At 63.8% G+C, this 18,105-nt stretch carries 15 protein-coding genes; 10 read left to right on the top strand and 5 right to left on the bottom strand.

What is annotated here, in order from left to right; all coding sequences use genetic code 11:
• Positions 1-82: 82 nt before the first annotated feature.
• Both JQ609_RS29830 and JQ609_RS29835 read left to right on the top strand, forming a co-directional pair.
• A complete protein-coding gene (locus tag JQ609_RS29830; protein WP_212276333.1) occupies positions 83-1,027 on the top strand; it encodes a sugar-binding transcriptional regulator in 945 nt (314 codons plus the stop codon).
• A complete protein-coding gene (locus tag JQ609_RS29835) occupies positions 1,024-2,625 on the top strand; it encodes an FGGY-family carbohydrate kinase (protein WP_212276334.1) in 1,602 nt (533 codons plus the stop codon). The genes JQ609_RS29830 and JQ609_RS29835 overlap by 4 nt, the downstream gene beginning before the upstream one ends.
• Before the next feature lie 18 nt (positions 2,626-2,643).
• On the opposite strand, the gene JQ609_RS29840 is transcribed toward JQ609_RS29835, so the two are convergent.
• The 3 genes from JQ609_RS29840 to JQ609_RS29850 all read right to left on the bottom strand — a co-directional run bounded on the left by JQ609_RS29840 (position 2,644) and on the right by JQ609_RS29850 (position 5,458).
• Positions 2,644-3,498 (bottom strand): amidohydrolase family protein, encoded by an 855-nt coding sequence (locus JQ609_RS29840; protein WP_249128564.1) that lies wholly within the window; start codon positions 3,496-3,498, stop codon positions 2,644-2,646.
• On the bottom strand, positions 3,498-4,535 hold the full coding sequence (locus JQ609_RS29845) for an aldo/keto reductase (protein ID WP_409411205.1): 1,038 nt from the start codon (positions 4,533-4,535) through the stop codon (positions 3,498-3,500). The genes JQ609_RS29840 and JQ609_RS29845 overlap by 1 nt, the downstream gene beginning before the upstream one ends.
• Before the next feature lie 185 nt (positions 4,536-4,720).
• Positions 4,721-5,458: a helix-turn-helix domain-containing protein gene (locus tag JQ609_RS29850; protein ID WP_249128566.1), complete on the bottom strand. Its 738-nt coding sequence runs from the start codon at positions 5,456-5,458 to the stop codon at positions 4,721-4,723.
• Positions 5,459-5,747: 289 nt separating this feature from the next.
• Between JQ609_RS29850 and JQ609_RS29855 the strand changes: the two genes are divergently transcribed.
• The 7 genes from JQ609_RS29855 (at position 5,748) to JQ609_RS29885 (ending at position 14,590) form a co-directional block, all read left to right on the top strand.
• On the top strand, positions 5,748-7,325 hold the full coding sequence (locus JQ609_RS29855; protein ID WP_212208272.1) for an ABC transporter substrate-binding protein: 1,578 nt from the start codon (positions 5,748-5,750) through the stop codon (positions 7,323-7,325).
• Between the two features lie 23 nt (positions 7,326-7,348).
• Positions 7,349-8,323, top strand: a complete 975-nt coding sequence (locus JQ609_RS29860; protein WP_212208417.1) for an ABC transporter permease — start codon at positions 7,349-7,351, stop codon at positions 8,321-8,323.
• Positions 8,323-9,156, top strand: coding sequence for an ABC transporter permease (locus JQ609_RS29865; RefSeq protein ID WP_212276336.1), 834 nt, complete (start codon positions 8,323-8,325; stop codon positions 9,154-9,156). The genes JQ609_RS29860 and JQ609_RS29865 overlap by 1 nt, the downstream gene beginning before the upstream one ends.
• On the top strand, positions 9,153-10,823 hold the full coding sequence (locus JQ609_RS29870; protein WP_212276337.1) for an ABC transporter ATP-binding protein: 1,671 nt from the start codon (positions 9,153-9,155) through the stop codon (positions 10,821-10,823). The genes JQ609_RS29865 and JQ609_RS29870 overlap by 4 nt, the downstream gene beginning before the upstream one ends.
• 61 nt (positions 10,824-10,884) lie before the next feature.
• Positions 10,885-12,186, top strand: coding sequence for an ArgE/DapE family deacylase (locus JQ609_RS29875; protein WP_212208269.1), 1,302 nt, complete (start codon positions 10,885-10,887; stop codon positions 12,184-12,186).
• A 29-nt stretch (positions 12,187-12,215) separates the two neighbouring features.
• Entirely contained in the window at positions 12,216-12,851 is a 636-nt protein-coding gene (locus JQ609_RS29880; RefSeq protein ID WP_212208268.1) for a pyridoxamine 5'-phosphate oxidase family protein, read from the top strand.
• 233 nt (positions 12,852-13,084) lie between these two features.
• Positions 13,085-14,590: an ATP-binding protein gene (locus tag JQ609_RS29885; protein ID WP_212276338.1), complete on the top strand. Its 1,506-nt coding sequence runs from the start codon at positions 13,085-13,087 to the stop codon at positions 14,588-14,590.
• Positions 14,591-14,638: 48 nt separating this feature from the next.
• Here the strand turns inward: JQ609_RS29885 and JQ609_RS29890 are convergent, their stop codons facing one another.
• Positions 14,639-15,829 carry a CaiB/BaiF CoA-transferase family protein gene (locus tag JQ609_RS29890; protein WP_212276339.1) on the bottom strand — a complete coding sequence of 397 codons (1,191 nt, stop codon included), beginning with the start codon at positions 15,827-15,829 and terminating at the stop codon, positions 14,639-14,641.
• On the opposite strand from JQ609_RS29890, the gene JQ609_RS35840 reads away from it, so the two are divergent.
• On the top strand, positions 15,820-16,806 hold the full coding sequence (locus tag JQ609_RS35840; RefSeq protein WP_212276340.1) for a 4'-phosphopantetheinyl transferase superfamily protein: 987 nt from the start codon (positions 15,820-15,822) through the stop codon (positions 16,804-16,806). The two genes, JQ609_RS29890 and JQ609_RS35840, sit on opposite strands and share 10 nt — an antisense overlap.
• Here the strand turns inward: JQ609_RS35840 and JQ609_RS29900 are convergent.
• Positions 16,803-18,101 carry a lysine N(6)-hydroxylase/L-ornithine N(5)-oxygenase family protein gene (locus JQ609_RS29900; protein ID WP_212208264.1) on the bottom strand — a complete coding sequence of 433 codons (1,299 nt, stop codon included), beginning with the start codon at positions 18,099-18,101 and terminating at the stop codon, positions 16,803-16,805. The genes JQ609_RS35840 and JQ609_RS29900 overlap by 4 nt on opposite strands.
• Positions 18,102-18,105: the final 4 nt, after the last annotated feature.

The following is an 18,105-nucleotide window of genomic DNA, read 5'->3' on the forward strand; positions in this document are numbered from 1 at the left end:
AGCAAATGGGAGCATCACGATGAAGCCGGTGTATGCGTGAGGTGAAGTTGTGAGCGACACATCAGACAGCGAAACGACGACAATGCGTATCAACGCCGAGGATCTGGCCGAAGCGCAAATCCAGGCTCGAGCGTGCTGGTATTACTATGTCGGCGCGATGACGCAGCAGGAGATTGCCGATCGGCTTGGGCTGACGCGGCTCAAGGTCAACAAGCTGCTCGGGCAGGCTCGACAGGACGGGCTCGTCAGCGTCGAGATCAAGCTGCCGCTCGCCAACTGCGTTGCGCTGGAAGAGAAGCTGAAGGCGCGCTTCGCGCTCGACGATGTTTCGGTAGTTCCCAGCCTGCCCGATCCCGATGCGCTGCAACAGGTGATCGGCGAAGCGGCGAGCACGATGCTTCATCCCCTGCTGAAGGATGGCATCGGCCTCGGCGTCGGCTGGGGTCGCACGCTCAGAGCCGCCGCGCGCACGCTCAAGCAGCGACAATTCGCCCGCAGCTGGGTGACTTCCCTGATGGGCGGCATGACGCGCGGCGCCGGCACCAACACGTTCGAGGTCGCGACCGAGTTTGCTCGCCTGATCGGCGCCGAATGCTACTACGTCGCGGCACCGATCTATTGCCCGTCGGTCGAGAGCCGTTCCACACTCCTGACGCACTACGGACTTGCGGACGTGATGCGCCGGGCTCGCGAAGGCCAGATCGCGCTGGTATCCTGCGGCGACCTGACACCACGCTCGCTGCTCGCGGCGACCCATATTGTGAATGAAGCGCTGGACGGACTGCGCAAGGCGGGCGCGGTCGGCGACCTGCTCGGAACCTACCTCGACGAATACGGCCGCCCGGTCAACCACCCTCTCAATTCCCGAGTCATGGCGCTGAGCCCGCAGGAGCTGAAGGCGTATCCGATCTCCATCCTGGCCTCGGGCGGGCTACCCAAGGCACCGGTGATCCGCGGCATTCTGAACGCGCGCTATGTACGCTGCCTCGTCACGGACGAGTCTGCGGCAGAGGCGCTGCTGCAATGAGCCTGCTGCTCGCCATCGATGTCGGTACGGTATCGGCGCGCGCCGGGCTGTTCGACGCGTCGGGCCGGCTGGTGTCCGCGCGCAGTCATCCGTTCGAACTGCTGCGGCCCGCGGAGAACCACGCTGTTTATCGGATGGACGAAATCTGGGCGGCGGTATGTGCCGCCATCCGCGCCGCCATTGCCGATACGCCGGGTGCGGCAGCAGCGATCGCGGGCGTCGCCGTCGACGCAACATCCTCCATTTATTTCGAGGCGAACGGCGGAGCGCCGCTGCAAGGTGATGCGGACGTGGTCTGCTGGATGGACCATCGCGGCGAACGCGAGGCAGAGGAGATTGGCGCATCCGGCGACCACTATCTGGATCATGTCGGCGGCACGGTCTCGCCGGAGATGTATCTGCCCAAGATCCTCTGGGTAAAGCGGCACACGCCGGAGGCGTGGGCGCGCGTCACCGCCGTGCGCGACCTCACGGACGAAGTCGCTCGCCGGATGACCGGCATCGATCGGCACTCCGTCTGCGGGCTTGCCTGCAAGTTTCCCTATTTGCCCGCCGACCCTGATCCGTGGCGCCGCGACCTGCTCGCTACGCTTGGTCTCTCCGATCTGCTGCGGCGCGGCAAGCTCGCCGAACCGCCGGGCCTGGTCGGCCAGGTGCACGGAACGGCCTCCGCGGATGCGGCGAAGGCGCTCGGCATCGCGCCGGGTGCGCCGGTCGCGATCGGATTGATCGACGCGGAAGCAGGCGCTCTCGGCGTCGCGGGCCACGGATTTCGCGACAAGATGAACCGCACGCTGGCGCTGATCGGCGGCACCTCGAGCTGCTACATGTGCTGGGCCGAGGATAAGCGGTACATCTCCGGAGTCTGGGGTCCTTTCAAGGACGCGGTATTTCCCGGCTACTGGATGCACGAGGCCGGGATGAGCATTTCGGGCGCGGCGCTCGACGCCGTGCTGGATCAGCATCCCGCCAGCCCCGGCAAGGCGTCGGCGGCCCAGCACGCGGAAACCGCGTGCGATATTCTCGCGCTGCTCGATCTCGAAGGCCCCGCCTTCGGCGCGCGGCGGCATATCGTCCCCGACTGGCTCGGCAACCGCGCGCCCCATGGCGACGGTGCGGTGCGCGCGCTCGTCAGCGGCCTTGGCCTTGAGACGAGCCCACGCTCCTTCCTCGAACATTACTACGCGACGGCCCGCGCGCTCGCGCTGCAAAGCCGTCATATCCTTGAGCATCTCAACACGCGTGGTTATGCGATCGACCGCGCCTGTCTCTCCGGCGGGCACACTAGGAATCCGCTGATGGTGCGCCTTTATCGTGATGCGCTTGGCGCCGACCTCGTCATCTCCCACTCGCCCGAACCGGTGCTACTCGGCACCGCGATGGTCGCCGCCGTCGCGGCCGGGCTTTACCCGGATCTGTTTGCGGCGCTCGACGCGATGGCGCCGGAGCAGACGGTCCACCGGGCCGACCCGATATGGGCGGCGGCGAACGATGCCGCCTATTCGACCTATCTCAAGCTGTTCGCCGTCCGCAACGAAATCGAGGCGGAAGGTCGGCGACCGGCCAGCCGCCCCTCCTCGTCCGCTGGCGCATTCTGAACGCAAAGTCTTTTCTCGTCAGCAATTGACTTCAACATTCCGTCCCCGGCTTGCGAGGTAGATGCGAGCCGCATTACCGCCGAAGATAGCCGCCTTTTCATCCGGTGACAGACCGGCGAGCAGGGTTTCGGCGGCGGCAATCCATTTTTCATAGCCGCCCGCCAGATTGACCACCGGCCAGTCGCTTCCCCAAAGCAGGCGATGTGGTCCGAAACACGCAACGACATGATCCACCGCTTTCCGCAGATCCACAACTTGCCAATCCGGTAAGGCCTCTGTCACCAATCCCGATAGCTTGCAGACGATGTTGGGGCGTTCGGCAAGCAGCGCGACGTCGCGATACCAATCTGCTGTCTCGCCGGTCGCAAGCCGGGGCTTGGCGCAATGGTCAAGCACGAACTGCAGATCGGGATGATCATCGACCAGGCTCAGCAGTCGCGGCAAATGGCGCGGCAGCACCAGCGCGTCGAACACCAGGTTGTTTCGGGCCATCACTGCCAATAGCCGCGCCAAGCCAGGGCGGAGCAGCCAATCGTCATCGGGCATGTCCTGCACCATCGGCCGCAGTCCAACCAGGAGGCTGTGCACGGCGAGTGCATCAATGCGCGCCCCGCCGTCGGCTACATCGAAGTCCGTCCAGCCGACCACACCCCGCACCACCTGTGCCTTCGCCGCGATGTCGAGCAGAAACATGGTCTCCGCCTCGGTCGGTGCAGCCTGCACCAGGATCGTCCCCCTGATGTTCGCGGCAGCGAGGTGTGGCGCCAGATCCGAAAGGGAAAAGTCGCGGTGGATCGGCGCGAGCGCGGGAGTGAGCCAGCCATAATCGCCACGTGCGAGAGTCCACAGATGATGATGCGCATCGATCCGCATCAGCCGGCTATCGGCAGCGGAACGGGCGCTTCCGCAGCCAGCAGGCGCTCGGCCTTCAGATCGGCCCAAAGCGCCGCCGGCACGTCGCAGGACAGCGCGGCTACGTTGCGTTCGACCTCTTGCGGACTCTGGCCCCCCAGCACAACGCTCGCCACCGCCGGATGGCCCAGGGCAAAATGCAACGCCGCGGTTGGCAGGGCAACGCCATGCGCATCACAGATGCTTTCGATCCGAGCCACCCTTGCCAGGATCTCAGGTGGCGCATCCCGATAATCGTATTTGGCACCGCTCACCGCGCCGGTTGCCAGAATACCTGAATTGAATACGCCGCCGAGTAACACGCCGATTCCCTGTTGTTGCGCAAGCGGCAGAAACTCCGCCAGCGCCGGTTGCTCCAGCAGGGAATAGCGCCCCGCGAGCAGCATGGTATCGAATGATCCGGCTTGCGCGAAACGCACGCACATCTCGGCCTCGTTTACGCCGATCCCGATGCCCGCAACAACGCCCTCTCCGCGAAGCCGGTCCAGCGCCACGTACGCGCCAGCCATCGCTTCGCGAAACCGCTCCTCGATCGCGTCGGGGCCATGAGTCCAAATGTCGACGTCGTGGATCAGCAACAGGTCCAGCCGGTCGACCCCTAGCCGCAATAGCGACTGTTCCACCGAACGCATCGTGCCGTCATAGGAATAATCAACCACCGCCCGGTGCGGCAACCCTCCTGCAAAACCGGCACGGTCGCCTCGACCGCGAAACGGATCCGTCCAGCGACCGACTTTGGTGCAAACGACGATGTCCTGGCGCGGCACGCGCCTGATGGCGGCGCCGCAACGATGTTCGGCAAGGCCGTTGCCATAGAGCGGAGAAGTGTCGAGGAGATTAATGCCCAGTTCGAATGCACGTTTCACCGTATCAATGGCCGTGCCGTCATCCAGTTGCACGTAGAGATCACCAAGCGGCGCGGTTCCGAATCCCACAACCGAAACCTGAAGCCGCATCCCACCAAGAGCACGACGCGGCACCGCAAATACTGGTTTCATATTGACCGGCTCTTTTCGGCCCATCGCCCAGTCGCGGGGATGCGCCTTTACCTTGCTTGCCATTGGACATGTCCGCTGGCTGTGAACCTGGCGATATTGCCAGCCGCGGCCGCCCGTTCAATGGGACCACCTTGGCTGGCGTCTGGAAACATTCAAACTGCGCAACGCGGCCGGATCCTGCCCAGCTATCTCAACACGATCTCCTGGTCGGCCCACCGCAAGTAGCTGCGCGGCGCAGCACCAAGTTCGCGCCTGAACATCGCCGTGAAGGCGCTCGGGCTGTCGTAGCCGACATCGAGTGCGACGTTGGTTACGGATTCGCCGGCGCCAAGGCGCGCGAGCGCTTCCAGCAACCGGACGCGCTGGCGCCAGGCCGCAAAGCTCTGGCCGGTCTCACGACGGAACATCCGCGTCAGCGTACGCCGGCTGAGGCCGCTGCGGTCGGCCCAATCGTCGAGGGTGAGGTCGGAACTGGTATCGGCGAGCACAGCTTCGCAGATCCGGGCGAGACGCGGATCCAGCGGGATCGGCACGTGCAGCAACACTTCCGGCATCCGGCCGATCTCGCCTAGCAGGAGATCAACCAGCTGCCCGTCGCGCCCGTCCTCGTCGTAATCCACCGGCATGCGGACAGCTTCATCCATCAGCGCCTCGAGCAGCGGCGAGACGCGGATCAGGCGGCACGTCGCCGGGTAGCTCGGCACCTGATCCGGCTCGACATAGATGGTCTGGGCCTCGATATCGCCCCAGGCGCGCGATTGATGCACGATTCCTGCGGGAATCCACAGGCCATGCCCCGGCGGGATGACGAAATTGCCGCGTTCCGTCATCATCGAGGTGACGCCGATGGTCTGGAGGATGAACTGCCCTCGCCGGTGCGCGTGACGCGTGCTGGTGCTCTCGGACGGATACGTCGCTGCCATAGAGACGACCGGCCGCTTCTGCGTCTGCAGGTGACCGGCATAGTTCGCTGCGGCTATCGGTCCGCATCGCTTGTGGCATGGGCGCTCAAGGCTGTCGCCGCCGGTCGGTGCTGTGCCGACTCTTACATTTATGTTCATCTGGGCTCTTGATGTGAGATGCCTGCTCTCCCCACAGCCATGCATCTTCCGGGCCAGATGGCCCGATCGCGACGATCGCTGTCCCATGCCGTGTAGCACAGAATGCGGCGCTCCGTCACGATGGCGCAATCCGCAACGAAGGGGTTGGTCCATGAACAGGCGCGAATTCACTGCTGCAATGCTGGCCGCCAGCGCGGCCATCCCGCTCGGCATCACCAGAGCGGCTGGTCAGCCAAAGGGCGGCACGCTCAACACGATCATCCAACCCGAACCGCCGATCCTCGTCACGGCGTTCAACCAGCAACAGCCGACGCTGACGCTGGGCGGCAAGATCTACGAGAGCCTGCTGAAATACGGCGCCGATTTGAAGCCGTTGCCGGGTATGGCGCAATCGTGGGAGGTCTCGCCTGATGGCCTCACCTATACGTTCAAGCTGTTCCCGGGCATCACTTTTCACGACGGCAAGCCGATGACATCGGAGGACGTGGTCTTCAGCTGCATGAAGGTGCTGACGGAGACCCATCCCCGCGCGCGGCAGAATTTCGCGCGCGTCGCGTCCGCCGAGGCGCCTGATCCGCTGACTGTCGTATTCAAGCTGAAGCAGCCTTTCGCGCCTTTCCTCGGCTGCTTCGACTGCACCTCGGCCCCAATTGTGCCGAAGCACATCTACGAGGGAACCGAGTTCCGCAAGAACCCGATGAACGACAAGGCGATCGGCACCGGCCCCTTCAAGCTGAAGGAATGGGTGCGCGGCTCGCACGTCCATCTCGTTCGGCACGATGGCTACTACCGCAAGGACCAACCCTATCTCGACGAAATCATCTACCGCATCATCCCGGACAGCGCCTCGCGGGCGCTGGCGCTCGAGAATGGCACGGTCCAACTCGTGCAATGGTCCGACGTCGAGTTCTTTGACGTGCAGCGCTTCAAGTCGCAGAAGAACCTCGCATACACCACCAAGGGCTACGAGTATTTCGCTCCGCACCAGTGGCTCGAGATGAACAATCGCGTCGCGCCGATGAACGACAAGCGGTTCCGGCAGGCGGTGATGCACCTGATCGACCGCGACGCGATGAACAAGCGCGTCTATTTCGGCAACGCCAAGGTCGCAACCGGTCCGATCTCGTCGAAAACCAAATTCTACGACCCCAAGGTAAAGCGCTACGATTTCTCGGTCGAAAAGGCCATTACGCTGCTCGACGAGATGGGCCTGAAGCCCGGCGCCAACGGCAAGCGGGCCGAGATCAAATACCTCGTGCCGCCCTATGGCGAGGTCTATCAGCGCGCCGGCGAGTTCTTCCGCCAGAGCTTCTCCAAGGCCGGCATCGATCTCGTTCTGGTCGGCACCGACATGGCGGGCTGGGCCGACAAGGTCGGCAACTGGGATTACGAGATGACCCAGAATCTGCTCTATCAGCTCGGCGATCCCGCACTCGGCGTCGCCCGCACCTACATCTCCTCAAACATCAAGAAGGGCATCCTGTTCTCGAACACCCAAGGCTATTCAAACCCCGAGGTCGACAGGTTGTTTGAGGAAGCCGCCGTCGCGCTCGACGAGGCCAAGCGGCAGGAGCTCTATTCCAAGGTGCAGCAGATCCTGGTCGAGGAAGTGCCCGTCGCCTGGACCCTGGAGCTCGAATACCCGATCATCTACGACAAGGCTTTCAAGGAAATCGTGACGACCGGGATCGGCTCCCACGAGACCTTCGGCTCGGTCTACAAATCGTGACCGGCACCAGGAGCACCGCAAGAATTGGACTCTTGGTCGCCGCCTGGATTGTGCGGCTGGTCGCCATCATTCTGGTGATCGCGACCTTCAACTTCGTGCTGGTCCGCGCAGCACCGGGCGATCCGGCCATGGTCATGGCCGGGCAGTCGGGCGCGGCCGACCCCAAGATCCTCGACGATCTGCGCAAGGAGTATGGGCTGGACAAGCCCTATCTCGTGCAGCTCGGCACACATCTCGCGCGCGTGCTCACTTTGGATCTCGGATATTCCTATCGCCAGCGGCGGCCGGTCCTTGATCTCATCCTCGAGCGCCTGCCGGCAACGCTGCTGCTGACGCTCACCGCCTTCTGCCTCGCGCTCCTGATCGGCACGACGCTCGGCGCGCTCGCGGGTCTGGTCGCCGGAAGCATTGCGGACACGGTTTTTACCGTGCTCTCGCTGTTGCTCTACGCCACGCCGGTGTTCTGGCTCGGGCTGATGCTGGTGCTCGTCTTCTCGGTGACGCTCGGCTGGCTGCCGCCGTTCGGCTATGAGACGATCAACGCGAAGCACACGGCGATCGAGCGCATCTTTGACATCATGAAGCACATGATCATGCCTGTCATTTCACTCGCCGCGATCTATCTGGCGATCTACGCCCGTCTGATGCGCTCCTCGATCATCGAGGTCTCGCACCAGGATTTCATCAAGACGGCGCGGGCCAAGGGCTTGGCCCGCCCGCGCATCGTCGTCAGCCATATGCTGCGCAACGCGCTGGTGCCGGTCGTGACGGTTGCGGGCATGCAGGCCGGCGCGCTCGTCGGCGGCGCGGTGGTGATCGAGACCGTGTTCGCCTGGCCCGGCCTTGGCCGGCTCACCTTCGAGGCCGTGCTGCAGCGTGACTATCCGGTGCTGCTCGGCATCTTCCTGATCCTGTCCGTCATCGTGATTGCTCTCAACCTCGTGACCGACCTGATCTACCGCCTGATCGATCCGCGCATGACGACGGAAGCCGCCTGATGGATGCGGTCAAGGCTTTCGTGCGGCATCCGAGCGGAATGGCGGGGTTCGTCCTGCTCATCATCGTCCTGATCGTCGCGATCACGGCGCCTGTCGTATTCCCGGTCTCGCCGTGGGAGATGAGCGGCACGCCCTTCACGCCGCCCGGCGAGGACGGGATGTGGCTCGGCGGCGATACGCTTGGCCGCGACGTCGCGGCGGGCGTGGCGCACGGAGCGCGGGTCTCGCTGCTGATCGGCATCGCATCCGCGCTGGCCGCCATGACGATCGGCGTCATGATCGGCGCTATCTCAGGTTATTTCGGCGGAAAAGTCGATCTCGTGCTGATGCGGGTGACGGAGTTGTTCCAGACGGTCCCGGCGTTCATTTTGGCGATCCTGCTGGTTGCGACCTTCAGCCCTTCGCTGCTCACCATCATCCTCACCATCGGCGCGGTGAGCTGGCCGCCGCTCGCGCGGCTGACGCGCGCCGAATTCCTGCGCCTGCGCGGGCGCGAATTTGTCGAGGCCGCATTATGCCAGGGCGAGAGCACGGCCCGCATCGTGCTCGGACACATCCTGCCGAACGCGATCTCGCCGATCCTCGTCGTCGTCTCGCTGACGGTCGCGACTGCGATCCTGCTGGAGAGCGCACTCTCCTTCATGGGGCTCGGCGACCCGAACCTGATGTCCTGGGGTTTCATGATCGGCGCCGGGCGCACCGTCATCCGGCAGGCCTGGTGGATGAGCGTCTTTCCTGGGCTCGCGATCCTGATCACCGTGCTTGCCATCAACCTGTTCGGCGAGGGCCTGTCCGACGTACTCAATCCGCGCGTCTCGAGGCGCCGCGCATGACAAACCCAAGCGTGCAGGACAAAGCATCCGTGCTCTCGGTCGAGAAGCTCTCGATTGCATTGCCCGAAGGCGGCGACCGGCCGTTCGCGGTCGAGGACGTGTCGTTTGCGATCGGGCGCAACGAGGTGGTCTGCCTGGTTGGCGAATCCGGTTCCGGCAAATCGATGATCGCGCATGCGATCCTCTCGCTGCTGCCGAAAGGCGTCGATATCGTGTCCGGCGCCGTGAAGGTGGTCGGGCAGGATACCGCCGCCCTCGATCGCCGTGCCCTGCGCCGGCTGCGCGGTGGCAAAGCCGCCATGATCTTCCAGGAGCCCTTGTCGTCGCTTAATCCGCTGAAGCGCGTCGGCGAACAGATCGAGGAGACGATCCTCACGCACCAGCAACCGCTGCCGCCGGCAGCCGCGATCAAGGCCAGGGTGCAGGAGTTGCTGACCCAGGTCGGCCTGCCCAACCCGTCGCTGCTTGCCAACAGCTATCCGTTCGAACTCTCAGGAGGCCAGCGCCAGCGCGTCATGATCGCGATGGCCACCGCGAACCAGCCTGAGCTACTGATCGCAGACGAGCCGACGACCGCACTCGATGTCACCACCCAGCGCCAGATCCTCCGCCTGATCGACGATCTCAGGCGCGAGCGCGGCATGGGCGTGCTGCTCATCACCCATGATTTCGGCGTGGTGGCCGACGTCGCCGATCGCGTCGTCGTGCTGCGCCACGGCAAGGTGGTCGAGCACGGCTCGGTCGAGCAAGTGTTGCGCAATCCGCGCGATCCCTACACCCGCGAACTGATCGACGCAGTACCGAAGGCGCATGTGAAGAGCCGCGAGAGCGCTTCGCACGCCACACCGCTGCTCGACGTCGTGGAGCTGCGCAAGACGTTTCGCGTTAAACGCGGCTGGCTGCAGCCGCCGCGGGAAGTGGTCGCGGCCGACGGCATCTCGCTCACGTTGCACCAAGGCGAGACGCTGGCTGTTGTCGGCGAGTCCGGCTCCGGCAAGTCGACCCTCGGCCGCATGATCATGCGGTTGACGGAGCCCGATTCCGGCGCCATCCGGCTCGGCGACCAGGACCTGTGGCTGCTCCGCGGCGAGGCGTTGCGCCAGGCGCGCCGCGGCCTTCAGATCATCTTCCAGGATCCCTTCTCCAGCCTCGATCCGCGCCAGAAGGTCGGCGACGCTGTCGCGCGCGGCCCGATGGCCTATGGCACCGCACGCGACGAGGCGATGGCGCAGGCCCGGCAATTGCTCGCGCGCGTCGGGTTGACGCCCTCGGCCGCCGATCGCTATCCGCACGAATTTTCGGGCGGCCAGCGCCAGCGCATCTGCATCGCGCGCGCCCTCGCGCTGCGGCCGAAGGTGCTGATCGCCGACGAGGCCGTATCCGCGCTTGACGTTTCGGTTCAGGCGCAGGTGCTGGCGCTGCTCGCCGAACTGCGGCGCGAAATGCAGCTGGCGATGATCTTCATCACGCATGATCTGCGCATCGCAGCCGAGATCGCCGATCGCGTGATCGTTCTCCAACACGGCCGCATCGTCGAGGAAGGGCCGACCGCCGCCGTGTTCACCAACCCACGCGAGGCCTATACGCGCGACCTGCTCGACGCGATCCCGGGGCGCCGCTTCTTCGACCAGCCGAATTTCGCGCGACAACGCGAGGCGCTCGCATGATGGACAGTGCTATCCTTAGACACACTCCCGATCTGTTGTGAAACCCTGCAAGGACTGACCCGTGTCGCAAAGCAACGTCATTCCCCTTCCCGCCGGCGTCCGCGAGCGCATTGAAGCCGCGGTCGAGGCCGCCTTCGAGGCACAGATCGCAACCACGATCGCCTTTTCGGCGATACCGAGCACGCGCGGCCAGGAGGGGCCGTGCCAGGACATGATCGCGCGTCTGCTGCGCCAGCGCGGCTACGAGGTCGACGACTGGATCATCAACCAGGACGATCTGAAAGCGCTGCCCGGCTACGGACCGGTCGAGACCGATTTCTCGCGCGCCCGTACCGTCGTCGGAACCTATCGGCCCGCCGAAGAATCCGGGCGCTCGCTGATCCTGCAGGGTCATTGCGACGTCGTGCCGACCGGCCCGCTCGACATGTGGAAACGTCCGCCCTTCCGGCCCGTCGTCGAGGATGGCTGGCTTTATGGCCGCGGCGCCGGCGACATGAAGTCCGGCACCATCGCTGCGCTCTACGCGCTCGATGCATTGAGAGCTGCGGGACTGGCGCCGAAGGGCCGCATCCATCTGCAGTCGGTGATCGAGGAGGAAAGCACCGGGCTCGGCGCGCTCTCCACGCTCCAGCGCGGCTATCGCGCCGATGCCTGCCTGATCCCCGAACCCACCGACGGCAAGCTGATGCGCGCCCAGGTCGGCGTGATCTGGTTCCGCCTCAAGGTTCGCGGACTGCCGGTCCACGTTTCGCACGCCGGCACCGGCTCGAATGCCATCAAGGCCGCCTACCATTTGATCCAGGCCCTCGAAGGACTGGAGGCCGAGTGGAACGAGCGCGCCAAGAGCCATCGCTTTTTCGGCAAGATCAACCATCCGCTGAATTTCAATCCCGGCATCATCAAGGGTGGTGACTGGGCCTCGAGCGTGCCGGCCTGGTGCGACGTCGATTGCCGTATCGGCATCCTGCCCGGCTGGACGATCGCCGATTGCCAGGCCGAGATCGTCGCCTGCGTCGCGAAGGCCGCCAAGACCCATCCGTTCCTGGCCGACAACGCGCCGGAGGTCGTATGGTCCGGCTTTCTGTCGCCGGGCTACGAGGTGACCGGCGCGCAGGACAGCGAGGCGGTGCTCGCTGCTGCGTATGAGGCCGTGTTCGGCGGCCCACTCGAGGATGCCAGCTTCACCGGCCTCACCGACACACGCTTCTACGGACTCGATTACGATGTCCCCGCATTCTGCTTCGGCGCCAGGATGGAAAACGCGCACGGTTTCGACGAGCGGGTAGAACTCGAATCCGTGAAGAAGGTCACTAAGACGCTGGCGCTGTTCATCGCGGGTTGGTGCGGTGTCGAGGTTGCGTAAAAACGCAACAAGACAGGAGGAGGTCTGCCATGGAGAGCAACGGCGCGGGCGGCAAGCCCCTGGTCCGAACGCCAGAAGATCTGCGTGCGCATTTCGGGCAGCTGAGCCCGCTCGCCGAGAAGAAGGTCCTGTACCATCTCGACAAGTTCTGTCGCGACTTCATCGCGCTCTCCCCGTTCCTGGTCCTCGCATCGAGCGATGGCAAGGGCAACGCCGACGCGAGCCCGCGCGGTGACGCGCCGGGCTTCGTCGCGGTGCTCGACGACAAATCGCTGCTGATCCCGGACCGCCGCGGCAACAACCGGGTCGACACGTTCGGCAACATCCTGGCCTCGCCAGGCATCGGCCTGATTTTCCTGGTGCCCGGCATCAATGAAACGCTGCGCATCAACGGCAAGGCGGAGATTACCCAGGATCCGGCCCTGCTGACGCCGCTGGCGGTGCAAAACGTCGTACCGATCATCGGGCTCAAGGTTCATGTCGACGAATGCTATTTCCATTGCGGCAAGGCGCTGATGCGCTCGAAATTGTGGGACCCCAAGGCCCAGGTCGAACGCCACAGTTTCCCGACGCTGGGCCGCATCATCGCCGAGCAGACGGCGGCCATATCGGTTGAAGTGGCCGAGCAGACCATGGAAGAAGGCTACCGGACGAGGCTCTATTGATGAATTAGCTGTCTCGACCCGGGGCGGCTCTGCCAGCAATATTGGGTTTCGCGTTGTCCAGAGCGACATCGAATCGCCTGGGCCATGATGACGGTCATCACTTTTTCCAAAAAAAGGCGACCATGCGAGCGTTCGACCAGCCGTGGAGAACGTGAGTAACCGTCCAATGGGTGCTCGACTGGCTGCGGTCGGGTTGTTAAGCCCGCCTCCGCAGGGAGCCTTTGAGTCGAGACATGACCGTTGCGATCGAGATGGGCCACACAACGGCAGGCGCCCCGGCTAACCTGGACCTTGAGGAACTGCTGGCGACGCGCCTGCTGGTGCAGGGCAATTCGGGCTCCGGCAAATCCCATCTGCTGCGCCGGCTGCTGGAACAGAGTGCCCCCTGGGTGCAGCAGACCATCATCGACCCCGAAGGCGACTTTGTTGCGCTTGCCGACCGTTTCGGCCACCTCCTGATCGATGCTGAGGACCATACCGAGCGGGGCCTGCAGGTCGCCGGCGAGCGAGCGCGCATACATCGCGTCTCCACGGTGCTCAATCTCGAGGGGCTCGACGCCGAGAACCAGATGCGGCGCGCCGCCGCCTTCCTCGGCGGGCTTTTCGAGGCCGCCCGCGACCACTGGTATCCGATGCTGGTGGTGGTGGATGAGGCACAGCTGTTCGCGCCGGCCGTCGCCGGCGAGGTTTCGGACGAAGCGCGCAAACTCTCGCTCGGCGCCATGACGAACCTGATGTGCCGCGGCCGCAAACGCGGGCTTGCGGGAATCATCGCCACCCAGCGACTGGCAAAACTCGCCAAGAACGTCGCGGCCGAGGCGTCCAATTTCCTCATGGGGCGAACGTTTCTGGATATCGACATGGCGCGCGCCGCCGACCTGCTGGGCATGGAACGGCGACAGGCAGAGGCCTTCCGGGATCTGGAGCGCGGCCAATTCATCGCGCTGGGGCCGGCCCTGTCCCGCCGTCCGCTGGGGCTGCGCATTGGTCCGACGGATACAACGCCGCGCAACGCGACACCGCGCCTGATGCCTCTGCCGGAATCGACGTCGGACGCACACGCCATCATCCTGGCAGCACCGCCGCCCGAGCATAATCGGCCCCAGCGCCGGTCGCCACCCGACCTCCTCGGCCAGCTCATGGCGGCGAAGTCGGCGGCGCTGGAGATCCGTCCCGAATCGTTGGAGCAGCCGCTTAGCGCCGAGGCACTGGCGGAGCGGAATGAGCGCGTGGACCGCATTCTGCGCGCCGTCATGGCCGAACCCGACGCTGGGTTCCGTGCCATCGGCGTCCTCTATCAGGAGTTCGTTGTCCGCTGCCGAATAGAGGGCCTCGGTTCGGCTGTGCCGGACCTGGGTGACTTCCGTCGCATGCTGACGCGCGCCCGCGCCGGGCTCGGCTCCGATATGGCTGACGATGACGGCTGGCAGGATGTCTCGGTCCGCGCCTCCCTTCTGCCGGAGGATATGCAGGGCGTCTTCATGATGATCGCCCGCGCCGCGAAGGAAGGTTGGCCCTGCCCGGGCGATGCAGCGATTGCCCGCGCCTATGGCTCACATTCGTTGCGCCGTGCGCGGCGTCTGCTGACCTACATCGAGGAGCAGGGCCTCATCGTTTGCCAGCTCGATGGTGCAGGTCGGCGGATTGTGACGCTCGTCGAACTGGCCTGGGCGACGGCACCGGGCGACCCCAATGCCGAGGAACTGCCGGCGGAGCAAGGCTGCAGCCCGGCGCTATGATTTGACGCTCAAGCGCGCACTTAGAAGATACCAAGCCGTGGCGATCTCTTAAATCACACCGGCGATCCGTAAATCTTCGATCTCTGCGCTGCATAATTCGAGCAGACCTTTGTAGATATCCTCGTTTTGGGCACCCAGCCCTGCGCCAAGCCAGCGGATCTCGCCCGGCGTTTCCGACAGCCGTGGTACGACGCCCGGAACCGCGATCTCGCCGGCTCGCGACTCCGTCATTTGGATGTTACCCCGAGCGCGGTATTGGGGGTCTTCGAAAATATCCGCGATGCTGAAGATCAGACTGGCCGGCACGCCTCCCCTCGAACAAAGCGCAAGGACGCTATCGAGGTCGAGTGAGGCGACCCATTCGGCGACGATGCGGTTGACCTCGTCACGGGCCGCCAGCCGCAGCGTCTGCGGACCATATCGTTCCGCCGAGGCCAGTTCCGGTTGCCCCATCGCTTCCGCCAGCCGCGCAAACATCTGGTCACTGGTGCAGGCGATCGCGATCCATTTGCCGTCCCTGGTCTGGTAGTGGCTGTGCGGGCAGACATTGACCGCGTCCGCGCCCATTCGCTCGCGCACATAGCCGAACTTCTGATAGGCAGGCGCAATCTCGTCGAGCACGCGAAACACCGATTCGTACAGTGCGAGATCAACGCATTGCCCCTCGCCGGTCGTTTTACGGGCCTGCAGCGCGACCAGTGCGCCGATGGCGCCGTACATGCCCGACATGTAATCGGCCAGCGAGGTCGAACCTGGAACAACGGGAATACCGCCGGGCTCACCGGCAAGGTAGGTCAGGCCGGAAAACGCGTGCGCGATGCGGGCAAAGCCCGGCTGCGTCCGCATCGGTCCATCCTGCCCATAGGCCGAGATGCGCACCAGGATCGCACCGGGATTGATCTTCTTGAGCTCGTCATAGTCGAGCCCCCATTTTTCCAACGTGCCGGGCCGAAAATTCTCGACGATGATGTCGCATTTCGCGGCGAGGCGCTTCAGCAGATCCCGTCCGCGCTCGCTCCCGAGATCCAGCGTCACGCATTTTTTGTTGCGGGCTTCGGAGAGCCAAACCAGCGTATCGCCGCATTCGGTATTGGTTCCAAGACGCCGAAGCGAGTCGCCGGTCTTTGGCGGCTCGATCTTGATAACCTCCGCGCCGAATTCGCCGAGAATGGTGGCGCAATGCGGCCCTGCGATGAACGTGCCGAGGTCGAGGACCCGGATCCCTTCAAGTGCTCTCACGGCTTTCCCCCGACGCTGGCTGCCCGGTCGAGCAGTTTCCTCGCCAACTTGATGTGCATGAGAGCGACCATCTCACTGCTCTTGTCCTTCGGAGAAGGGACATTTTTGATTTCTCGACAGCCTACATTACTCTTCAAAATTTCTCCAAATGGCCGATGGACATGGCGCTATCCGACGACGCTGGAAAGGACAAACTCGCAATATCGCTGACGACGGCCCAGGCACGAGATACCGTCGCGTGGTCTATCGCAACCAAATGCAACATTCCGCAGGAAGAGCTGAGTGTGCGATGGCTGACCAGTCCAGGCATCCCAGGCCTGCCCGAGCAGTTGAGATCGGGGGACATCGCCTTCTGGCTAGCGGCAGTGCACCCCTCTCATGACCAACGCACCGAAGGACTGGGCATTCTCAGCTTCGAACAGGCTGCCGGGGTGCTCGACGGCGAGGAAGCCAGCCGCATGGTGCGCTTCGTGCACATTGAGGATCGAAACAGCTACCTCGCCGCACATGCCGGCGCCCGCCTTTTGCTGGGGAGCATTGTGGGGCACGCCGCCGACACCTTGCGGTTTCGACCGTCCGAGCACGGCAAGCCGATGCTCGTCAATGACGCGCCGAACATCGACTTCAGCCTCAGTCACGCAAAAGGTGTGATCGCTGTCGCTGCTGCGCGTTCGCCGGTCGGTGTCGATGTCGAGCCCTTGCGGGAAATCCCCGATCTGGATTCCGTGAGTGAAATCGTCCTGGCTCGCGAAGAGCGTGAGGTCCTGTGGAGCACCCCTGCCGCATTGCGGTCGCGGCTGTTTCTTCGCTACTGGACCCTCAAGGAATCCATACTTAAGGCAGCCGCGCTTGGATTCATCATTCCACCGCACTCGGTGATCATCGACGCAGGCCCATCACCCGCCGTTCTTTCGCTGCCAGCAGCGCTCGGGCCTGTCTCGCAATGGCGGCTGATAGCTCCCGTCGCCGAAGGTTAAGCTATGAGCTCGCGGCGCGAGATCGTCAAAAGCAGCGACTCGGCGATTTCCTGCGAACGGTTGGCAAGAACGGAGAGCAACGTGTCGCTCAGGCCGTGAGAGGCCTCGGAATATCCCTGGAGATGGATTTGCGGCCGAAACGCCGGGCTCGTGGCGAGCCTGTAATTGCGGTCGACAACGTCGTCATGGATATAGCGCCGTATCGGCTCCAGAAACGCGTGTGGTGTTTCCCTGTCATAGCCGGTCGCGAGGATAACGGCATCGTAGCAGGAGCGGCGGTCCCGACCGTCGAACTTATCGACCGTTCGGATTTCAATGCCTTCAACAGCCGCAAGCACTTTGGTGATCTCGCTGCGCGGATGCAATTCGATGCCCGTCGTGCCGCTGACGCGTTGCTGGTAGAGCAATCGATACAGCTGATCGAGCAGATCGGAATCGACCACGGCATAGTTGGTATTTCGAAAATTGCGAACGATCGCATCTCGACGCTCGTCCGGCTGGGCATAGATAAAATCCGTGTAATCCGGGTTGAAGATTTCGTTGACGAACGGGCTGCTGTCGGACGGCTTCAACGCATGGCCACGAAAAATCAGGTCAATGTTCGCGTGCGGAAAACGGTTTCGAAGATCGACCGTCACCTCGACCGCACTCTGCCCTCCACCGATTACGGCCACGCATGCCGCCTTGCCGCCGAGGCCGGCGGACTCGACCGTATCGAGGTAGCGGCTTGAGTGAAACAATCTGGAATCATCGGCGATTTTCGCGAAGACCTGCGGGATATTGGGCTTACCTCCCGCCGCCACGACCAGGTTCTTCGCAAGCCGCACCGTTTCACCGCCGGCGAAGTTGCGTGAATAGACGCGCAATGATGTCACCGACTGCCCCGCAGTTACGGGTTCGATGGCAACGACGGCTTCGCCGTAAGCCGCTTGTGATTTGAACTGCGCTGCCACCCACCGCAGGTAATCGTTGAATTCCGTCCTGCTCGGATAGAACGTCCGGCAGTTGATGAAATCCTGCAAGCGGCCGTGCTTGTGCAGATAGTTCACAAAGGTGAACGGACTGGTCGGATCACGCAACGAGACCAGATCCTTGAGAAACGAGATCTGCATATCGCTGCCCGGCAAAAGCATGCCGCCATGCCAGGTAAATTGGCGCTGCCTCTCGACAAAAAGAGGAGCGCATTTCAGGCGTGACCTTCTGGCGCACTCGTCCAGCGCGATCGCAAGCGCGAGATTGGACGGCCCGAATCCGACGCCAATGACGTCGTGCTCGATGGCAAGCTGGTGAGACATAAAG

It is taken from the genome of Bradyrhizobium sp. AUGA SZCCT0169 (assembly GCF_018130085.1).
GTDB lineage: Bacteria > Pseudomonadota > Alphaproteobacteria > Rhizobiales > Xanthobacteraceae > Bradyrhizobium.

What these genes read in the sequence shown, in the direction of transcription:
- JQ609_RS29830 (WP_212276333.1), top strand. Translation starts at nt 83, where the DNA reads ATGCGTATCAACGCCGAGGATCTGGCCGAAGCGCAAATCCAGGCTCGA.
- JQ609_RS29835 (WP_212276334.1), top strand. Translation starts at nt 1,024, where the DNA reads ATGAGCCTGCTGCTCGCCATCGATGTCGGTACGGTATCGGCGCGCGCC.
- JQ609_RS29840 (WP_249128564.1), bottom strand. Translation starts at nt 3,498, where the DNA reads ATGCGGATCGATGCGCATCATCATCTGTGGACTCTCGCACGTGGCGAT.
- JQ609_RS29845 (WP_409411205.1), bottom strand. Translation starts at nt 4,535, where the DNA reads ATGAAACCAGTATTTGCGGTGCCGCGTCGTGCTCTTGGTGGGATGCGG.
- JQ609_RS29850 (WP_249128566.1), bottom strand. Translation starts at nt 5,458, where the DNA reads ATGGCAGCGACGTATCCGTCCGAGAGCACCAGCACGCGTCACGCGCAC.
- JQ609_RS29855 (WP_212208272.1), top strand. Translation starts at nt 5,748, where the DNA reads ATGAACAGGCGCGAATTCACTGCTGCAATGCTGGCCGCCAGCGCGGCC.
- JQ609_RS29865 (WP_212276336.1), top strand. Translation starts at nt 8,323, where the DNA reads ATGGATGCGGTCAAGGCTTTCGTGCGGCATCCGAGCGGAATGGCGGGG.
- JQ609_RS29870 (WP_212276337.1), top strand. Translation starts at nt 9,153, where the DNA reads ATGACAAACCCAAGCGTGCAGGACAAAGCATCCGTGCTCTCGGTCGAG.
- JQ609_RS29880 (WP_212208268.1), top strand. Translation starts at nt 12,216, where the DNA reads ATGGAGAGCAACGGCGCGGGCGGCAAGCCCCTGGTCCGAACGCCAGAA.
- JQ609_RS29885 (WP_212276338.1), top strand. Translation starts at nt 13,085, where the DNA reads ATGACCGTTGCGATCGAGATGGGCCACACAACGGCAGGCGCCCCGGCT.
- JQ609_RS29900 (WP_212208264.1), bottom strand. Translation starts at nt 18,101, where the DNA reads ATGTCTCACCAGCTTGCCATCGAGCACGACGTCATTGGCGTCGGATTC.